General features: G+C 60.6%; 9 protein-coding genes, 3 tRNA genes and 3 rRNA genes. 6 read left to right on the top strand and 9 right to left on the bottom strand.

Annotated elements, in window-relative coordinates:
* The first annotated feature begins 16 nt into the window (after window positions 1-16).
* Both ACOFKW_RS06975 and ACOFKW_RS06970 read left to right on the top strand, forming a co-directional pair.
* A complete protein-coding gene (locus tag ACOFKW_RS06975) occupies window positions 17-931 on the top strand; it encodes a 2-hydroxyacid dehydrogenase (protein ID WP_419816600.1) in 915 nt (304 codons plus the stop codon).
* 306 nt (window positions 932-1,237) lie between these two features.
* On the top strand, window positions 1,238-2,284 hold the full coding sequence (locus ACOFKW_RS06970; RefSeq protein ID WP_419816599.1) for an HpcH/HpaI aldolase family protein: 1,047 nt from the start codon (window positions 1,238-1,240) through the stop codon (window positions 2,282-2,284).
* A gap of 214 nt (window positions 2,285-2,498) precedes the next feature.
* Here ACOFKW_RS06970 and ACOFKW_RS06965 read toward each other — a convergent pair whose 3' ends face one another.
* Window positions 2,499-4,229 (bottom strand): L-lactate permease, encoded by a 1,731-nt coding sequence (locus ACOFKW_RS06965; protein WP_419816598.1) that lies wholly within the window; start codon window positions 4,227-4,229, stop codon window positions 2,499-2,501.
* A gap of 200 nt (window positions 4,230-4,429) precedes the next feature.
* On the bottom strand, window positions 4,430-4,813 hold the full coding sequence (locus ACOFKW_RS06960) for a hypothetical protein (RefSeq protein WP_419816597.1): 384 nt from the start codon (window positions 4,811-4,813) through the stop codon (window positions 4,430-4,432).
* A gap of 440 nt (window positions 4,814-5,253) precedes the next feature.
* Between ACOFKW_RS06960 and tnpA the strand changes: the two genes are divergently transcribed.
* The 4 genes from tnpA to ACOFKW_RS06940 all read left to right on the top strand — a co-directional run bounded on the left by tnpA (window position 5,254) and on the right by ACOFKW_RS06940 (window position 8,308).
* The gene (gene tnpA / locus ACOFKW_RS06955; protein WP_419816596.1) at window positions 5,254-5,604 is read left to right on the top strand and encodes an IS66-like element accessory protein TnpA; all 351 of its coding nucleotides are present in this window, start codon (window positions 5,254-5,256) and stop codon (window positions 5,602-5,604) included.
* 41 nt (window positions 5,605-5,645) lie between these two features.
* Window positions 5,646-5,957, top strand: a complete 312-nt coding sequence (tnpB, locus tag ACOFKW_RS06950) for an IS66 family insertion sequence element accessory protein TnpB (RefSeq protein WP_419816893.1) — start codon at window positions 5,646-5,648, stop codon at window positions 5,955-5,957.
* Window positions 5,958-6,110: 153 nt separating this feature from the next.
* Window positions 6,111-7,685 carry an IS66 family transposase gene (gene tnpC, locus ACOFKW_RS06945; protein ID WP_419816595.1) on the top strand — a complete coding sequence of 525 codons (1,575 nt, stop codon included), beginning with the start codon at window positions 6,111-6,113 and terminating at the stop codon, window positions 7,683-7,685.
* Between the two features lie 29 nt (window positions 7,686-7,714).
* Window positions 7,715-8,308 carry a UPF0149 family protein gene (locus ACOFKW_RS06940; protein ID WP_419816594.1) on the top strand — a complete coding sequence of 198 codons (594 nt, stop codon included), beginning with the start codon at window positions 7,715-7,717 and terminating at the stop codon, window positions 8,306-8,308.
* A 374-nt stretch (window positions 8,309-8,682) separates the two neighbouring features.
* Here ACOFKW_RS06940 and ACOFKW_RS06935 read toward each other — a convergent pair.
* The 7 genes from ACOFKW_RS06935 to ACOFKW_RS06905 form a co-directional block, all read right to left on the bottom strand.
* Window positions 8,683-8,759, bottom strand: a tRNA-Met gene (locus ACOFKW_RS06935).
* A 70-nt stretch (window positions 8,760-8,829) separates the two neighbouring features.
* Window positions 8,830-8,944: ribosomal RNA gene (rrf, locus tag ACOFKW_RS06930) — 5S ribosomal RNA — on the bottom strand.
* A gap of 115 nt (window positions 8,945-9,059) precedes the next feature.
* Window positions 9,060-11,867, bottom strand: a 23S ribosomal RNA gene (locus ACOFKW_RS06925).
* Window positions 11,868-12,126: 259 nt separating this feature from the next.
* A tRNA-Ala gene (locus ACOFKW_RS06920) sits at window positions 12,127-12,202 on the bottom strand.
* A 60-nt stretch (window positions 12,203-12,262) separates the two neighbouring features.
* Window positions 12,263-12,339, bottom strand: a tRNA-Ile gene (locus ACOFKW_RS06915).
* Between the two features lie 185 nt (window positions 12,340-12,524).
* Window positions 12,525-14,013, bottom strand: a 16S ribosomal RNA gene (locus tag ACOFKW_RS06910).
* The 16S, 23S and 5S rRNA genes sit together here with 3 tRNA genes alongside, the layout of an rRNA operon.
* Window positions 14,014-14,735: 722 nt before the next feature.
* Window positions 14,736-17,729, bottom strand: a complete 2,994-nt coding sequence (locus ACOFKW_RS06905; protein WP_419816593.1) for a TonB-dependent receptor plug domain-containing protein — start codon at window positions 17,727-17,729, stop codon at window positions 14,736-14,738.
* Between the last annotated feature and the right edge of the window lie 207 nt (window positions 17,730-17,936).

Here is a 17,936-nt window from a genome sequence, read left to right as displayed (position 1 = left end):
CGATTGGGGAGCGACGATGTCCGACAAGCAAGCGGTCCTGATGCTGGTCAAGCGGCCCGAGCTTTGGGGGTTGGAGCAGCTCGGCGAGCATTTCGACCTTCGCACCGTACCCGGTCCCGGCATTCGCGCCGTCGTGACCGGCGGCACCGAGGGTATCGACGCGGCGACGATGGACGCGCTGCCCGACCTCGAGATCATCTCGGTCTGCGCGGTCGGCTATGATTCGACCGACGTCGCCCATGCCCGGTCGCGCGGCATCGTCGTGACCAACACGCCGGACGTGCTGACCGACGATGTCGCCGACCTCGCCATCGGCCTGATGCTGGCGACCTCCCGGCGGATCGCGCAGCACGATCGCTATGTTCGGGACGGGGAATGGGTGAGCAAGGGATCGCCGCCCCTGACCCGCCGGATGAGCGGCCGTCGCATCGGCATCCTGGGCCTGGGCCGCATCGGCCTGGCGATCGCTAAGCGCGCCGAACCCTTCGCCACCGAGATCGCCTATTACAGCCGCAACAAGCGGGACGATGTATCGTACCGCTATGCGCCCGACGTCGTCAGCCTTGCGGCCTCGGTCGATATCCTGGTCGTCGCCACATCGGGGGGCAAGGACACCGCCAAGCTGGTCGATGCCGCGACGATCGAGGCGCTCGGCCCCGACGGCATGCTCGTCAACATCGCGCGTGGTTCGGTGATCGACGAGGATACATTGGTCGCCGCCCTCGCCGACGGCAGGCTCGGCAGCGCCGGCCTCGATGTCTTCGCCGACGAGCCCAACGTGCCGCAAGCCTTGCTGTCGATGCAGAACGTCGTGCTGCTGCCCCACCAGGGCAGCGCCACCGTCGAGACGCGCGCCGTCATGGGCCAGTTGGTCATCGACAATCTCGACGCCCATTTCTCCGGACGGAGCCTGATCACGCCGCTGTGGTGAGCCGGACTCGCGCGACTAGCGGCTCCGATGTGAGTCGAATTATCAGGTGATCCGGTGGTTCGTCGCTGGCCGCGCTTGGTCCGCGAGGTAACGGCGGAGGGTGAAACGTAACAACATCTTGCGCCGGATAATAGAGATCAGTCACTCTGTGAGAGACTTGCTGATCGTCGAGAATCTTACTGGAAAATCGCAATAGTTGAGGCTGTTGAGATCGCAAAGCGGTTGCCAAGCCATGCGTAAAGTTGGAGGCTGGCGACAGGGTCGCTCATCAATTGTCGACTCTCAATTAGGTACGGGGAGAATCAAGTGAAGCGACTTATGGCCATTGCGGCATTGGGACTGGCGGCGTCGCAGGCGTCCGCCCAGCAGCCCAACCGCCCGGTATCCGCCGACCCCTACGCCAACAATGCCGACGCCGGTAAGTTGAGCTTTCCGCTGGCTGCTGCCGCGGGCCAGGATAGCGGCGCTGCCAAGACGCCGCTGGCCGGCGCCGTGAACACCGGACCGTTCAACGACAAGACCTGGAAATACGGTCCTAATTTCGACCCCAAAGGCGGCGGTCCAAGCACGATCTGGAACCCGGCCATGCTCAAGCTCAAGCAGGGCGGCAAGCTGACCGGCGGCACCGTGTTCAGCGCTACCGATCCCGAGACGTATTGCGCCATGGCGAATGCCGGCTACGACTTCATCTGGACCGAGATGCAGCACAACACGCGTGACTGGAACTCGGTGGCGCGGATGTGGGCCGCCTGCCCGTACGCCAAGGCCGTTCCCGGCGTGCGCGTCGCCTATACCGACGAGCGCGAGATCCAGCACGCCCTCGACGCCGGCGCCCTGGTCATCGTGATCCCCACCGTCGACACCGTAGAGGAAGCCGTCACCGCCCGTAACTGGGTGTTCTGGCCGCCGCTCGGCCGTCGCAGCGCCGGTGGTGGACAGGCCTTCGGTCCCGCCATGTGGGGCGGCGTTCCCGGTGGCTATCGCCAGACGTCGAACGACAACATCGTCATGATCGTCATGATCGAGACCCTCGAAGGCCTGAAGAATGCCGCCGGCATCGCCAAGGTCCCGGGCGTCACGGCCGTGTTCGCGGCGAGCGGCGATCTCGGCAACTTCACGGGCTACGCTCCCGGCTCGCCGGACTATGAGCGCGCCATCAACATCGTCCACGACGCCACCATCGCCGCCGGCAAGCGCCTGTGCGGACCACTGCAGTGGCGCGACCGGGCCGACTTCACCTGCTTCCAGGCAGGTTCCGAAACTGCCGCTATCGCTCGCGGCGTTGCAGGCGAACTTGGACCACTTGCCAACACGCAGGCCAAGGTCACCAGCGGACCACTCGCCGCCAAGTAACGGCATCGTCCTCACAAGCGAATGGCGGCGCGGGGCTTCGGTCCCGCGCCGCTTTTGTTTGTGCCGTTGCGCTCAGCGGCAGCGTGACTGCAGGCGCTCGGTCAGGCCCCGCTTAATGTAGGCCGCGTTGGCCGGGCCCAGCATCTGGAGCCCGCACAAGAAAACGGCGCGCGACCCCTGCGGATCGCGCGCCGTCCTGTTCGGTAGGCCCGCCTTAGAGCGTCGGGACGAGAAGCGTGAACGGCCAGACATAGGCCATCAGCATGACCACGACGCCGACCAGCATGCCCAGGATGACACTGTGGAAGAAGACGTAGCGCAGGATCTTGCTTTCCTGTCCGAACCATTGCGTCGCGGTCGAGGCGACGACGATGCTCTGCGCATCGATCATCTTGCCCATCACGCCGCCGGTGCTGTTCGCCGCTGCCATCAATACGGGTGGCAGGCCGAGCTGCTCGGCCGTGACCTTCTGCAGTCCGCCGAACAGCACGTTGGACGCGGTGTCGGAGCCGGTCACCGCAACGCCGACCCAGCCCAGCATGGTGCCGAAGAACGGATAGAGCAGCCCGGTTGCAGCAAACGCCAGGCCCATCGTCGCGTCGACGCCGGCAAAGCGGGTCAGATAGCCCAGCGCGAACATCGCCGCGATAGTGACCAGCGACGGGATGACCGCCTTGAAAGCGCGACCGTACGTTGCCGCGATCTCACCCGGCCGCGCTCCGAGCAACAAGCCCGAAAGCAGACCGGCGACCAGGATGGCCGTACCGGACGCTGACAGCAGGTTGAGGTTGTAGACCGCCGCCTCAAGTTCCGGCTGGACGACGACCGGGGGCATGCGCTGCACCAGATGGTCGAGCCCGGTGAAGACGATCTTGGGCCGGAAGATACCGTCGAGGAACGTCTTGCTGACGGGCAGGCCCCAGATGAACACCAGCACGGTCAGGATGATCCACGGCATCCACGCCTTGCGCAGAGCGGCGGGAGTGGCGTGGACGGTCGCTGCTGCGCCACCAGCGATGCCGCCGGTGCCACCGAACTCACTGCTTGGATTCCCGTCGACGCTGGCATGGATAACCGCCGGAGCCCGCTCATCACCAGGCGAGAGCCGCGACTCGTTGACGTGCATGATCGTCTTGGGCGACCAGAACTGCAGGAACGTAACCAGAGAGATGATCGCGACGATGCCGGAGCCGACCGCGGTCAGCCACGGACCGTGGAAGTTGGAGATCAGCAGCTGGGTGACCGAAAAGCTGATGCCGGCGACGGCAACGGCAGGCAGGACTTCAAGTGCACGACGCCAGCCGCAATAAGCGCAGACTAACCAGAACGGCACGATCAGGGCAAACAGGAACATCTGTCGCCCGACCATCGCCGAAAGCTGATCCAAAGGCAGGCCGGTCGAGGTCGCCAGGGTGACGATCGGCACGCCCAGCGCACCAAAAGCGACCGGCGCAGTGTTGGCGATCAGCGACAGGCCCGAAGCCTGCAACTTGGTAAAGCCGAGGCCGATCAGCATCGCACCGGTAATCGCGACGGGCGCACCGAAACCGGCGGCGCCCTCGAAAAATGCGCCGAAGCAGAAGGCGATCAGCAAAAGCTGCAGCCGGCTATCGTCGGTCACCCGCGCGATGGAATCGCGCAGCACATCGAACTGACCCCGCTCGTTGGTGATCTTGTAAAGGAAGATGATGTTGAGGACGATCCAGCCGATCGGCAGCAGTCCGTAGGAGACGCCGTAAGCAGCTGCCAGGCCAGCCATCTGGACCGGCATGCCGAAACCCAGGATCGCGATGACGAGAGCCGTCGCGAGACCCGCCAGCGCCGCGATATGCGCGCTCATCTTGAAGATGCCGATGCCGCTCAGCAGAACCACGACCGGCAGCGCCGAGATCAGCGCAGAGAGCAACGGTGAGTTGAATGGATCGTAATTCTGCGACCAGATCATGCGTCTCCCCTTATTTGTTAAGCTCGTTTCGCCTGCCCAAATTATTTTCGCAACAACTTTGTTGCGCTCACTTCGCGGGGGGCTCTGTGCTTCCGATCCTGAAAGCCTTGGGGTTGCTGAGTTTGAACCGTGATCGCGCGGTATCACGTGGATTCTGGCTGATGCTTGATCGAAACGTACGCCGGAGTTCGGTTTATCGATCAAGAAATCTTGGGTGGGGCCCTCTCACTATTTGAGAGGCGTCCGTTATCGAACTCCGTTCGGGCATTACGAACCGTGCGCAGATCGTGACGCGCTGCCCCATCAATAGCATTCATTTCTTGGCGCCGCCTCTTTACGTGATTCAGACGAGCAGTCGTTTGCAACGGACGTCCGAACCTTGATCCATATCGTAATTCGGGCTGCGCGCTGCCGTGGTAGTCAAGAGGTTCATCGGCGCGAATGATTGTTGGCGAAATCTGTGAGTCGGCGGGATGCCGCTTGCCGTAGGGTTTTTGCATCGCCTGATGGCCGCTCACCGATACGCAAGGATAGCTGCCCGATTGCGGGGTCAAATAGAGCGTCAACGTAAATCCGGCGGACATTTGGAGGCCTTGCGATCAAGAGCTTCTAAAGGCACCCAGCCCGCAGTTCTCGCGAAGACCTCTGGATCGTTGGTAGATGCTCGCAAATGGCAGCGCGGACAGTGCAAGCGACGCCGGCTTTGCCGCCCCGAAGAGCAACGAGGTATTCAGCTGAACGGAACGTTTTGCGCCGCCCTTGCGCACTTCGAAAGCAGGCTGGAGGCCCGCGCTTGAGGCGGGCTTGACCAGGCTAGCGCCTGGCGTCCGGAATGGCGCCGCGAGATCGGGCTGGCCTTAAACCGTCAAACTCAATCCACCCGTAAGCGCCGAACGATCCCCACATTGTTGACACTGCTGTAATCGACGATTTTCGCCGGCCTGTTGGAGGGCTTGCGCGGATGGACGACAACGACTGCACGTACGAGGCTTGTACGAGTGCTCACGGCGCTCAGCCGGCTGTGGTGATCCAGTCTGAGCGGCGCCGGCGCTGGTCCGACGAGGCCAAGCTGCGGATCGTCCAGGAGACGCTGGTGCCCGGCACGATCACCTCGCTGGTGGCGCGGCGACACGGCATCGGCACGGGGCAGTTGTACACCTGGCGCAAGCAGATGTTGGCGGGCGCGATGACGGGTTTCATGCCGGTCGAGCTATGCGCGGCAGACGTGCCGGCAGCGGCGGAGCGCCCGCCAGCACCTCGGACCGGACTGGTCGAGATCGTCATGCCATCAGGCGCGCGGGTAACGATCGAGCCCGAGATCGAGCGCGCGGCCTTGAAGAAGGTGCTCGGCGTCATTTCCGAGCTCGGCCGGTGAGCCTGAGTTTCCCGCCGTCGACGAAGATCTATTTGTCGCTGATGCCGTGCGACATGCGCAAGGGTTTTGACGGCCTGGCGGCACAGGTCAGCCAGATCCTCCGGCTCGATCCGTTCTCAGGCACGGTTTTCCTGTTTCGCAGCAAGCGCGCCGATCGTTTGAAGGCGCTGGTCTGGGACGGAAGCGGCTTGTGCCTCTATGCCAAGCGGCTCGAGCATGGGCGCTTCGTGTGGCCCCGCGCCAGCGAAGGAGCGTTGCGGCTGTCGCCGGCGCAACTGGCGATGTTGATCGAGGGGCTCGACTGGAAGCGGGCGATTGTCCATTCCGAGCCGGTTGTCCCGACGCTCGTCTGAGCCGATAACAGCATGCCGTAAAACGGCGGTTTAGCGTTGTTTTTAATCGGCTTTTCGATGTTTTCGATGGCTGTACGTCGCTCGATCGGCTAGTGCTTGTACATGCGGTTTGACCTTGGTCGCTTGCCCCGTGACCCCATTCTTCTCCAGCGCATGGTCCGCGACGCGGTCGAGACGATCGACCGGACGACGGCGGATCTGACCGCGAGCGCGGCGCTGGCCAAGCTGCAGACATTGCGTATCGCCAAGCTCGAACATGAAGTTGCCCGGCTACGGCGCAGCCAGTTCGGTCGCAGCTCGGAGCAACACGCAGCAGACCAGCTGCGCCTGCTGTTCGATGAGGCTATGACGAGTGACGCTGTGACGGGCGCGCCAGCCAATGACGACACGCCGGGCGAGGACGCGGTGCCCGCGATCCGCCGCGGCGGACGCGCGCCACTGCCGGCCCATCTGCCGCGCCGCGAGATCGAACATCTGCCCGCTGCCGGTTGCGACCGCCCGGGCTGCCACGGAGCTCAGATCCGCATCGGCGAGGACATCACCGAAGTTCTCGATTATATCCCCGCACGGTTCGAGGTCATCCGCCACCTCCGGCCCCGGCTTGCCTGCCGGGCCTGCGAGCGCATCATGCAAGCGCCGGTGCCGCCATTGCCGATCCCCAAGGCGCGGGCGACCAGCGCTTTGCTCGCGCACCTGCTGGTCAGCCGCTTTGCCGATCACCTGCCCTGGTATCGCCAGTCGGCGATCCTGCGCCGCGCCGGCGTCGCGATCGACCGCGATGTCATGGGCAACTGGGCCGGCAAGATCGCCTGGCTGGTGGCACCACTCGTCGACCGGATGATGGCCCATGTGCTGGCGACCGGGAAGATCCACGGTGACGATACGCCCGTTACCTTGCTGACCCCCGGCGCATCAGACGGTGCAGCCGGCACCCGCACCGCCCACTTCTGGGTTTATCTGCGCGACGACCGCTGTTCAGGAGACGACGCCCCGCCGGCGGTCGTCTACAGGTTCAGCGCCGATCGTCGCGGCGTGCACCCTGCCGCCCATCTGCAGGACTATGCCGGGTATTTTCAAGCCGATGCGTTCGCCGGCTACAACGCGCTCTACCGCGATCGGGCCACTGGCGCCGCGCGCGGCATCGTCGAGGTCGGCTGCTGGAGCCACGTTCGCCGCAAGTTCAACGACGTGCTGGTGACTAGCAAGGGGCGCTCGGCGATCGCGGCTGAAGCCATCACCCGCATCGGCGCGCTGTTCGCCATCGAACGCCGCATCAAGGGCTCGCCGCCCGATGTGCGACGAACCCTGCGCCAGGCCGAGGCGATCCCCCAGCTTGCGGCGCTCCACCACTGGCTCGGGGTGCAGTTGCGTGGACTTGCACCCAAGAGCGAGCTCGCGCTCGCCTGCAACTATGCGCTATCCCGCTGGGCGGTGATGGTCCGCTACTGCGACGACGGTCGGCTCGAGATCAGCAACAACCTGGTCGAGAACGCCCTGCGCGGTGTTTCGCTGGGACGCAAGAACTGGCTGTTTGTCGGCTCCGCCAAGGGCGGTGAGCATGCCGCTATCTTCTATTCGCTGGTCGGGACCTGTCGCTTGAACGGCATCGATCCGCAGGCCTGGCTCACCGACATTATCGAGCGGATCGGCGAGCATCCGATTAATCGGATCGACGAGTTGCTACCATGGGTGTGGGCGAAGACCCACGGCCACAAGATCGCTGCATGACCCGGCGACCATCCGCCAAGGGTGCGGCCATGACCCTCGACGAACTCGACTCCTGGCTGTCGAGCGACGAAGCCCCCGAAGACTCCATGATGCTCAGCGATCTCGACGGGTTCCTGACCGCGCTCGTCGCCGGGCCGGCATTCATCCATCCCGAGATCTGGCTGCCCAGCGTCTGGGGCAACAAGCACCTCATCCAGCCCGCCGGCCGGAACGGCGAGCGCGCATTGCAGGCGATCGTGGCCCGCTACAACGCGATCTCCACCATGCTGGGGAACACACCAGACGACTGGGCGCCGATCTTCTGGCAGCACCCCGACGGCACCGCCATCCCGGGCGACTGGGCCGAGGGCTTCCTCGACGCCATCAAGCTCTCGATCGAGGCCTGGGCGCCGTTCCTCGCCCACCACGACACCGCCAGGCACCTGTCGATGATCCTCGTCTACTGCGGCGACGCCAACGGCGATGATCTGCTCCCCATCGAGCCCGCGATCCGCGAGCAAATCCTCGGCACCGCCTGCGCGCTCATTCCAGAAAGCGTGATCGCGATCCGAACCGCCTGCATGCCGGCACGGGTCGCACAGGCAAAAGCTGAAGCAGCGCCAAAACGCCAAAACCGACGCTAACCCGCAAACGTCAATGCTGCAGTCGGCGTGGGGTTCGATAGGCGCTTACATCCACCCATCCGACACAAGCTTTAGTCTCGGCGGCTCGCGCGTCCTTCAAAGCCAATTAGTGGCGACACCGTTGTACGCCGTTCTGCTGACGTCACTGAGAATCCTGGATCAGGCACACCCAGTGGGCAGCAATCGTCTGTCGAGTTCGCAGTCTCGATAACCATAGGGAGCGCCGCATCTGCGGCTGCTCTCTTCGCCTAGACTTCAAACAGCACCACGCCACCGGAGGCGTTCACCTTGATCCCGCTGCTGTGCTCAGAACTCGGGGCGCAGACAGCACAACGCCCCGGAGGCTGAGCCTTCCGGGGCGTTGAGGATCGATTTGGTTGCGGGGACAGGATTTGAACCTGTGACCTTCAGGTTATGAGCCTGACGAGCTACCGGGCTGCTCCACCCCGCGACGGGCGTGCGAGCACGCCGAGAACGGTATGATCATTGTGAATGGGTTCAGCCTGTCTGCCGGCTACAAAGCCTGGCGGCGTCCTACTCTTCCATCGCTTGAGCGATAGTACCATCGGCGCTGTCTGGTTTCACGGCCGAGTTCGAGATGGGATCGGGTGGGGCACAGACGCTATGACCACCAAGCTATGAAGCCGGCGGACAGACAGGATTAGAAAACCGAATGACTGGTCTTGTCGGACCAGCGCTTACGACGCTGTACCTCTTAACGAGAGACAGTGCTGTCGATGATGGTGGGATCTTAAGCGTGAACAGAGTAATTAGGACCAGTCAGCTGAATGGATTACTCCACTTACACACCTGGCCTATCAACGTGGTGGTCTTCCACGACTCGATGAGATCTAATCTCGAGGGAGGCTTCCCGCTTAGATGCTTTCAGCGGTTATCCCGTCCGTACATAGCTACCCTGCTGCACCATTGGCATGATGACAGGTCCACCAGAGGTACGTTCATCCCGGTCCTCTCGTACTAGGGACAACTCCTCTCAAATCTCGACGCCCACGGCAGATAGGGACCAAACTGTCTCACGACGTTCTGAACCCAGCTCACGTACCACTTTAATTGGCGAACAGCCAAACCCTTGGGACCTGCTCCAGCCCCAGGATGTGATGAGCCGACATCGAGGTGCCAAACAACCCCGTCGATATGAGCTCTTGGGGGTTATCAGCCTGTTATCCCCGGCGTACCTTTTATCCGTTGAGCGATGGCCCGTCCACGAGGGACCACCGGATCACTATGACCGACTTTCGTCTCTGCTCGACCTGTCGGTCTCACAGTCAGGCTGGCTTATGCCATTGCACTCTAACAGACGGTTTCCAACCGTCCTGAGCCAACCTTCGCGCGCCTCCGTTACTCTTTAGGAGGCGACCGCCCCAGTCAAACTACCCGCCACAGAGGGTCCCTCTACCAGTTTCATGGTAGCAGGTTAGATATAAGAAACGAACAGGGTGGTATTTCACTAATGGCTCCACTCAGGCTGGCGCCCAAGCTTCAAAGCCTCCCACCTATGCTACACAGTTCATTCCTCATACCACTCTGAAGCTGCAGTAAAGGTGCACGGGGTCTTTCCGTCTAACCGCGGGTACCCCGCATCTTCACGGGGAATTCAATTTCGCTGAGCAGGTGTTGGAGACAGTGGGGAAGTCGTTACGCCATTCGTGCAGGTCGGAACTTACCCGACAAGGAATTTCGCTACCTTAGGACCGTTATAGTTACGGCCGCCGTTTACCTGGGCTTCATTTCGATGCTTGCACATCTCCACTTAACCTTCAGGCACCGGGCAGGCGTCAGGCCCTATACGTCGTCTTGAAGCCGACTTAGCAGAGCCCTGTGTTTTTGCTAAACAGTCGCTACCCCCTGGCCTGTGCCCCCCATGAAAAGTTGCCTTAACATGGGGCCTCCTTCTTCCGAAGGTACGGAGGCAATTTGCCGAGTTCCTTCAACACCCTTCTCTCAAGCGCCTTGGTATACTCTACCAGCCCACCTGTGTCGGTTTCGGGTACGGTCTATACGGTGGGGCTATTTCCTGGAACCTCTTCGAAGCCGGGACAATCCAATAAGTCCCGACAACACACGAGATCCGTCACACACCACCAGGCCACGGAATATTAACCGTGTTTCCATCCACTACCCCCTTCGGGCTCGTGTTAGGGACCGGCTCACCCTACGCGGATTAGCCTTGCGTAGGAACCCTTGGGCTTTCGGCGACAGGGCATCTCACCCTGTTTATCGCTACTCATGTCAACATTCGCACTTCCGATACCTCCACAACCCATTACCAGGCTGCTTCACAGGCTTACGGAACGCTCCGCTACCGCGTGCATAAATGCACACCCAAAGCTTCGGTACGTGTCTTGAGCCCCGTTACATCTTCGCCGCAGAAATCCTTACCTAGACCAGTGAGCTGTTACGCTTTCTTTAAAGGATGGCTGCTTCTAAGCCAACCTCCTGGTTGTTTTGGGACTTCCACATGCTTTCCCACTTAGACACGATTTGGGGACCTTAGCTGTTGGTCAGGGCTGTTTCCCTCTCGACGACGGACCTTAGCACCCGCCGTCTGTCTCCCAGACTGTACTCGCACGTATTCGGAGTTTGGTTAGGTTTGGTAGATCTCGCGACCCCCTAGCCCATCCAGTGCTCTACCCCGTGCGGTAATCATCTGAGGCACTACCTCAATAGTTTTCGCGGAGAACCAGCTATTTCCCGGCTTGATTGGCCTTTCACCCCTAAACACAACTCATCCGATACCTTTTCAACGGTAACCGGTTCGGACCTCCAGTGCGTGTTACCGCACCTTCATCCTGGTCATGCCTAGATCGCCGGGTTTCGGGTCTAATACGTCATACTATGGTCGCCCTATTCAGACTCGCTTTCGCTGCGCCTTCACCTAACGGCTTAAGCTTGCATGACATATTAAGTCGTTGACCCATTATACAAGAGGTACGCTGTCACCCCTCAAGGGGGCTCCAACTGCTTGTAGGCATACGGTTTCAGGTACTGTTTCACTCCCCTAATCGGGGTGCTTTTCACCTTTCCCTCACGGTACTAGTTCGCTATCGGTCATGCACGAGTACTTAGGCTTGGAGGGTGGGCCCCCCATATTCAGACAGGATTTCACGTGTCCCGCCTTACTCAAGGACCTTCAATTCGCTGACGCATACGGGGCTGTCACCCGCTACGGCCCGGCTTTCCATCCGATTCTGCTGACTAGTTGAAGGCCACTGGCCTGGTCCGCGTTCGCTCGCCACTACTAACGGAGTCTCGGTTGATGTCCTTTCCTCCAGGTACTGAGATGTTTCAGTTCCCCGGGTTCGCTTCTTCATACCTATGTATTCAGTATGAGATAATCTCCACACCAAACTCCAACTGATCCCGAGCCATCTTGCGACGACCGAGATCAACTCGAATTTGATGAAGAAATTGGGTTTCCCCATTCGGAAATCTGTGGGTCAAAGGTTGCTCACACCTCACCACAGCTTATCGCAGCGTGCCACGTCCTTCATCGCCTGTGCATGCCAAGGCATCCACCATATGCCCTTACCTCACGCTTGAAACCCGCACCACCAACGACAGCACTGAAGTGCTGCACGCATGGTCATACGGTCCATCAAGCACCGCAGTCTCACATCACGGGGAAAGATCCCGTGACGAAGCCCTGCGGCATTCGATTTTCTAAACCCATTCACAATGTCAAAGACGGATCCGGCACGAAGCCGGCATCCGGTATCGCCGCAGCTCGCCCGACCCTTGAGGGTTCAGACAAGTACGGCAAACTGGTTGCCTCATCCTGGAAGACGAAAAGAGAAAGTTGGTGGAGCCTAACGGGATCGAACCGTTGACCTGAAGCTTGCAAAGCTACCGCTCTCCCAACTGAGCTAAGGCCCCAATACAACCAGTGCTGCCAGGCCGTCCAAAGACGACCGCGCGCGACCTGCTTGCAAAACATGGTGGGCCGAAGAAGATTTGAACTTCTGACCCCACGCTTATCAAGCGTGTGCTCTAACCAACTGAGCTACCGGCCCCCAAACCGCCGAGCCCGTCATAAACGGGGCCGGCGCAAGGGCGCATGGCTGCTCAGCGGCATTTCCAGGATGAAGGGACATGAGGACGGCGGTAATGTTCTTTGGAGAGGAGAAAGCATTCTCAGGTGATGACGACCGCTTCAAGACGGTCATCAAATCCCAAGCGCTATTCGCCGGATCCTTAGAAAGGAGGTGATCCAGCCGCAGGTTCCCCTACGGCTACCTTGTTACGACTTCACCCCAGTCGCTGAACCGACCGTGGTCTGCTGCCTCCCTTGCGGGTTAGCCCACAGCCTTCGGGTCAATCCAACTCCCATGGTGTGACGGGCGGTGTGTACAAGGCCTGGGAACGTATTCACCGTGGCATGCTGATCCACGATTACTAGCGATTCCGCCTTCATGCTCTCGAGTTGCAGAGAACAATCCGAACTGAGACGGCTTTTGGAGATTAGCTCACCATTGCTGGTTTGCGACCCATTGTCACCGCCATTGTAGCACGTGTGTAGCCCGGCGCGTAAGGGCCATGAGGACTTGACGTCATCCCCACCTTCCTCCGGCTTATCACCGGCGGTTCCTTTAGAGTTCCCAACTTAATGATGGCAACTAAAGGCGAGGGTTGCGCTCGTTGCGGGACTTAACCCAACATCTCACGACACGAGCTGACGACAGCCATGCAGCACCTGTGTGTAGGTCTCTTGCGAGATGACAGGAATCTCTCCCTGCCGTCCTACCATGTCAAACGCCGGTAAGGTTCTGCGCGTTGCTTCGAATTAAACCACATGCTCCACCGCTTGTGCAGGCCCCCGTCAATTCCTTTGAGTTTTAACCTTGCGGCCGTACTCCCCAGGCGGAGAACTTAATGCGTTAGCTGCGCCACCGAGGCTCTAAGAGCCCCGACAGCTAGTTCTCATCGTTTACGGCGTGGACTACCAGGGTATCTAATCCTGTTTGCTCCCCACGCTTTCGTACCTCAGCGTCAACAGTCGTCCAGTGAGCCGCCTTCGCCACTGGTGTTCTTCCGAATATCTACGAATTTCACCTCTACACTCGGAATTCCACTCACCTCTCCGACGTTCAAGCGATCCAGTCTCAAAGGCAGTTCCGGAGTTGAGCCCCGGGATTTCACCTCTGACTTAAAAAGCCGCCTACGTACGCTTTACGCCCAGTAATTCCGAACAACGCTAGCCCCCTCCGTATTACCGCGGCTGCTGGCACGGAGTTAGCCGGGGCTTATTCTCCCGGTACAGTCATTATCTTCCCGGGTAAAAGAGCTTTACAACCCGAAGGCCTTCTTCACTCACGCGGCATTGCTGGATCAGGCTTTCGCCCATTGTCCAATATTCCCCACTGCTGCCTCCCGTAGGAGTCTGGGCCGTGTCTCAGTCCCAGTGTGGCTGATCATCCTCTCAGACCAGCTAAGGATCGTAGCCTTGGTAGGCCTTTACCCCACCAACTAGCTAATCCTACGCGGGCTCATCCCTAGGCGATAAATCTTTGGTCCGAAGACATCATACGGTATTAGCACAAGTTTCCCTGAGTTATTCCGTACCTAAGGGCAGATTCCCACGCGTTACGCACCCGTGCGCCACTAGACCCCGAAGGATCTCGTTCGACTTGCATGTGTTAGGCATGCCGCCAGCGTTCGTTCTGAGCCAGGATCAAACTCTCAAGTTTATGACCGGGCAACGACCCCGCGAATAAATCCGCGAAACCGAAGCTCGTTTTAGGAGTCTATCTGTCTGCACAACGTCACTAACGTATTCCGAGCCGAAGCCCGGAGCGATGTGGTAACGTATATAAAGACATATAGACGACGATTTACGACGCTAACCGGAGCCTAAAGCCTCCAGCACGTCGACCGCCGTCCACATGTCCCTTCATTCAACCTACGATGAGAAAGAGCCACCCGAACTCAGCCCGGAGGCCAGAGAAAGAGCGACACTGCTCTGATCCCCCGTTCTACCGGAAGAGACCGAAGCAGTGATTTTGGTCGAGACCCAAGAACAAACCCGCTGGTTCGTCTCGGCGTCGGGAACGGCTTATGAACCGCGTCTCAATCCCCGTCAACACCTTTTTCAAAATGGCCCGTGGCAAAAACCGCCGGCCGTCCCGAAACCCGCCACACAACCGCGACAGAAAACCAGGCCCCTCTCAAGGCCCTACATCCCATCACCGCTGTCTGGATGAACCAGCACCTCAAAACTCGAAGCACCCGTCCGCCGGGAATCAACGTCTAGGGCATAGTGCCCGGGCTGGCAAGCTTTTCATCGCTCTAAGAGCAATTAAGCCGGGCCTGGCGGCCCCAGACGTCGGACATGCGCCCGTCTACAAACGCAAAGAGGCGCGAGCTCCCGCTCGCGCCTCTCCAGTCTGCGTCAGATGATCCAGGCTTGGACCTAGTAGTTGAAGCGTGCTCCGACCAGGAAGCGACGACCGATGGTGTCATAAATGGTCGGGCTGCCGAAGGGCGGTGCGAGCTTGTTGGTCACGTTGTCGACCTTGGCAAACACCGAGATCGGCTCGCTGACTTCATAGTTCACACCCAGGTCGATGTATGCCTGACCAGGGATGAAGTTGAAGTTCGCGGTCGGTGTCTGGATGGTCGGAGCCGGGCAGTTGCCGACCTGGCAGACGATGGCGATGGCGTTGATCTTGCCCTTGCTGACGAGCCGCTCGGTAGCCGTGAACTGGAACTTGCCCAGCTCCCACGACTGCTGAAGGAACGCCTTCCACTTGGCGATGCCGTTGGCACCAGGCGCCGGATTGTTGGCGCTGTTGTTGCCAGCGTACTGGGCAATCGCCTGACCGACTACGCCCGGATCGACAGTGAAGTCGATCGTGCGGGTAGCGAGAGCACGCGCCGTGAAGTTACCCGGGACGCCGATGCTGTCGAGGGTGAAGCGGTAGCTCGCCTCGATGTCGAGGCCCTTGGTCTTCACCGATGCGACGTTGAACGGCCGTACGGTGACGTAGCTCTGGCTGTTGCTGCCCTGGACACCCTGCAGGAAGAAGTTGTCGGTGCCGCAGAATGCCGCGTTACCCTGGAAGCAGAGGTCGATGATCTGCTGGCCGCCCAGAACCTGGATGGCGTCCTTCAGGTCGATCTTGAAATAGTCGACCGAGAGCCTGAGGCCAGGCACGAAGGATGGGCTGTAAACGATACCGGCTTCGAGGTTCGACGCGATTTCCGGCGACAGGTTGGGGTTACCAACCGTCCGCTGCTGCGCCGCTACGAGCTTGTCGCCGTTGAAGCGATCGTTGAACGTGCTGTTGACGCTGACCGGCGCGGCGAACAGGTCGCTGAGGTTAGGTGCGCGGATATCGCGTGACCGCACGGCGCGGAGCCGCAGGCCTTCGATGGGGGTATCGTAGGTACCACCGAGCTTCCACGTCGCGACCCAGCCAGACGTGCTGTAATCGGTGGCGCGGACTGCACCGTTGAAGGTCAGCTTGCCAGCGGCGTTGCTGTCGAAGATCGGAATGCCGGTCTCGAAGAAGACGTCCTTGACGTTATACTTGCCGTGACCGTTGGCGAAGTTTCCGGCGAACCAGTTGCTGCCCGTGGTCGCAAGCAGCGGATTGGACGGATATTCGTCGTTGAACGGCGTATTGGCGATACCGGCACCATAAGGATCGCCGGTCACCCGGTAAGCCTCTTCGCGCCACTCGGCACCGAACGCCACCGAGACTTCGCCGGCCCAGTTATGGAACGGCGTGCCGTTGATCGCGATGCTGGCCGCGTCCTGACGCTGCTTGCTGTACGAACTGGAACCCGCGGCCGGAGCGAAATAGCGGAATGCGGCTTCCGAATTCTCGACATCACCAAAACCATTGTAGGGGATGCAGCCGCTGGCGCGTGCGGTAACGTTGCGGCAGACGATCTCGCCGGTCGGCAGGCGGATCGCATCGGTGGCGGCGTTATAAAGAGCGCGCAACACGTTGTTCTTGACGTTGATCGCGGTCGAAGTCCGGCCATGCTCGAAGTAGCTGTCGACGCTCCAGGTGCTGCCGAACAAGTCGAACTTGCCGTCGGCACCGATCACGAAGCGCTGCTGCTTACGATTGTTGTGGACGTCGAGGTAGTGCGGCAGGTTCTCACCGATCGTGCCGAACGTGAAGCTGGTGATCCCGGCGGCTGCGCAGCGATCCTTGACCGACTGGTTGAGGAAGGCGTTATCGCACTGCCCGGTCAGGCCGTTCTGCGGAATGCCCTGCGTCGGCTGCGTGATCGTCTTGACCTGCGCCAGGTTGACCGTTCCGAAGATCTCGAAATTGTCGCTCAGGTCATACGAAACACGACCGTAACCGACGATGCGGTCGATCTTGGCGTCGATAGCATTATCGCCACCAGCCGTGCTGAGAGGCCCGAAATAAGCGCCGCCGAGGCAGGTCGTCTGGATGCAGCCCTGCACGCCACCGCCCGCAGTGCGGTTCGGAATGCCGCTGCCGCCGTAGACGAGCTGGGTGGTCGTGCCGCCGGCACCGAACAGGGTTCCCTGAAGCGGGCCAGACGTGATCAGGCCATTCGGACCCTGAGCGATATTCTGCGCGCCGTCGGTATAATAGGTTGTCTGCGGCGAGCCTGCAGGCGTACCGGCGATGGAGTAGGACGGTCCGCCGGTGCGCGGCAGCCGCTTACGACCGTTGACCGGAAGTCCGCCGAACTTGCCGCCCGGGATGATACCGTCGCTGTGGAAGTATTCACCGCTGGCAATGACGTGCAGCTTGCCATCGAAGAACGACTTTCCGTAGGCAGCCTGAACGGTGCCCTGGGCATCGTCACCGTAGGTGGTGATGCCGCCCTGGATGTTGGCCTTGAAGCCTTCGAACTTCTTGTTGGTGATGAAATTCACCACGCCGGCGACGGCGTCCGAACCGTAGGATGCCGAGGCACCGCCGGTCACGACTTCGACGCGCTCGACGAGCAGCTGCGGGAACTGGCTGATGTCGGTGATGTTCGAAATATTCGACGCGACGACGCGCTGGCCGTCGAGCAGGGTAAGCGTGCGGAAAGTGCCGAGGCCACGCAGGTTAAGGCCCGAAAGACCCGTTGCGCCGGTGCTGGTGTTGCCGTTGGCGACCGTCGTTCCGGTGCTGCCCTGCAGCGACGGAAGCTGGGTGATCGCATTAAAAAGGTTGGGCTGCGCTGCCTTGGCGATCAAGTCTGCGCCGATAACCGTCGTCGGGGTCGGTGCGTCGAAGCCTGCCGCGGTGATGCGCGAGCCGGTGACGACGATATCCTGAGCTTCGGCGCTGCCGCTGTCGATCTGGGCCGAAGGTGGCGTTGCGACGGTGGTGTCGGTGGTTGCTGGTGCTGGCGTCTGTGCCGATGCGGATGATGCGGCCAGCATCATCGCCATGCCGCTTGCCGATGCGACCAAAGCTGTCATCAGGCGCGCATTACCGCGGCGGCCCTGTACAAGATTCCCGGTGTCGTAAATCATTCGTCTCCCCTTAAGTGGTCCCGCCGCGTTACGGACGGTCAAATGCCGCATTCTCTGCGGTTGATCTTGTATACTTGCCATAATCCGCAGCGCAGAACTACGCCTTTGTATGCCAGAATGCCCGAACGCTCTCACTCTATGAGATCGATTTGT

It is taken from the genome of Glacieibacterium sp. (assembly GCF_965200405.1).
GTDB lineage: Bacteria > Pseudomonadota > Alphaproteobacteria > Sphingomonadales > Sphingomonadaceae > Glacieibacterium.
This window is presented reverse-complemented; position numbering and strand designations above follow the sequence as displayed.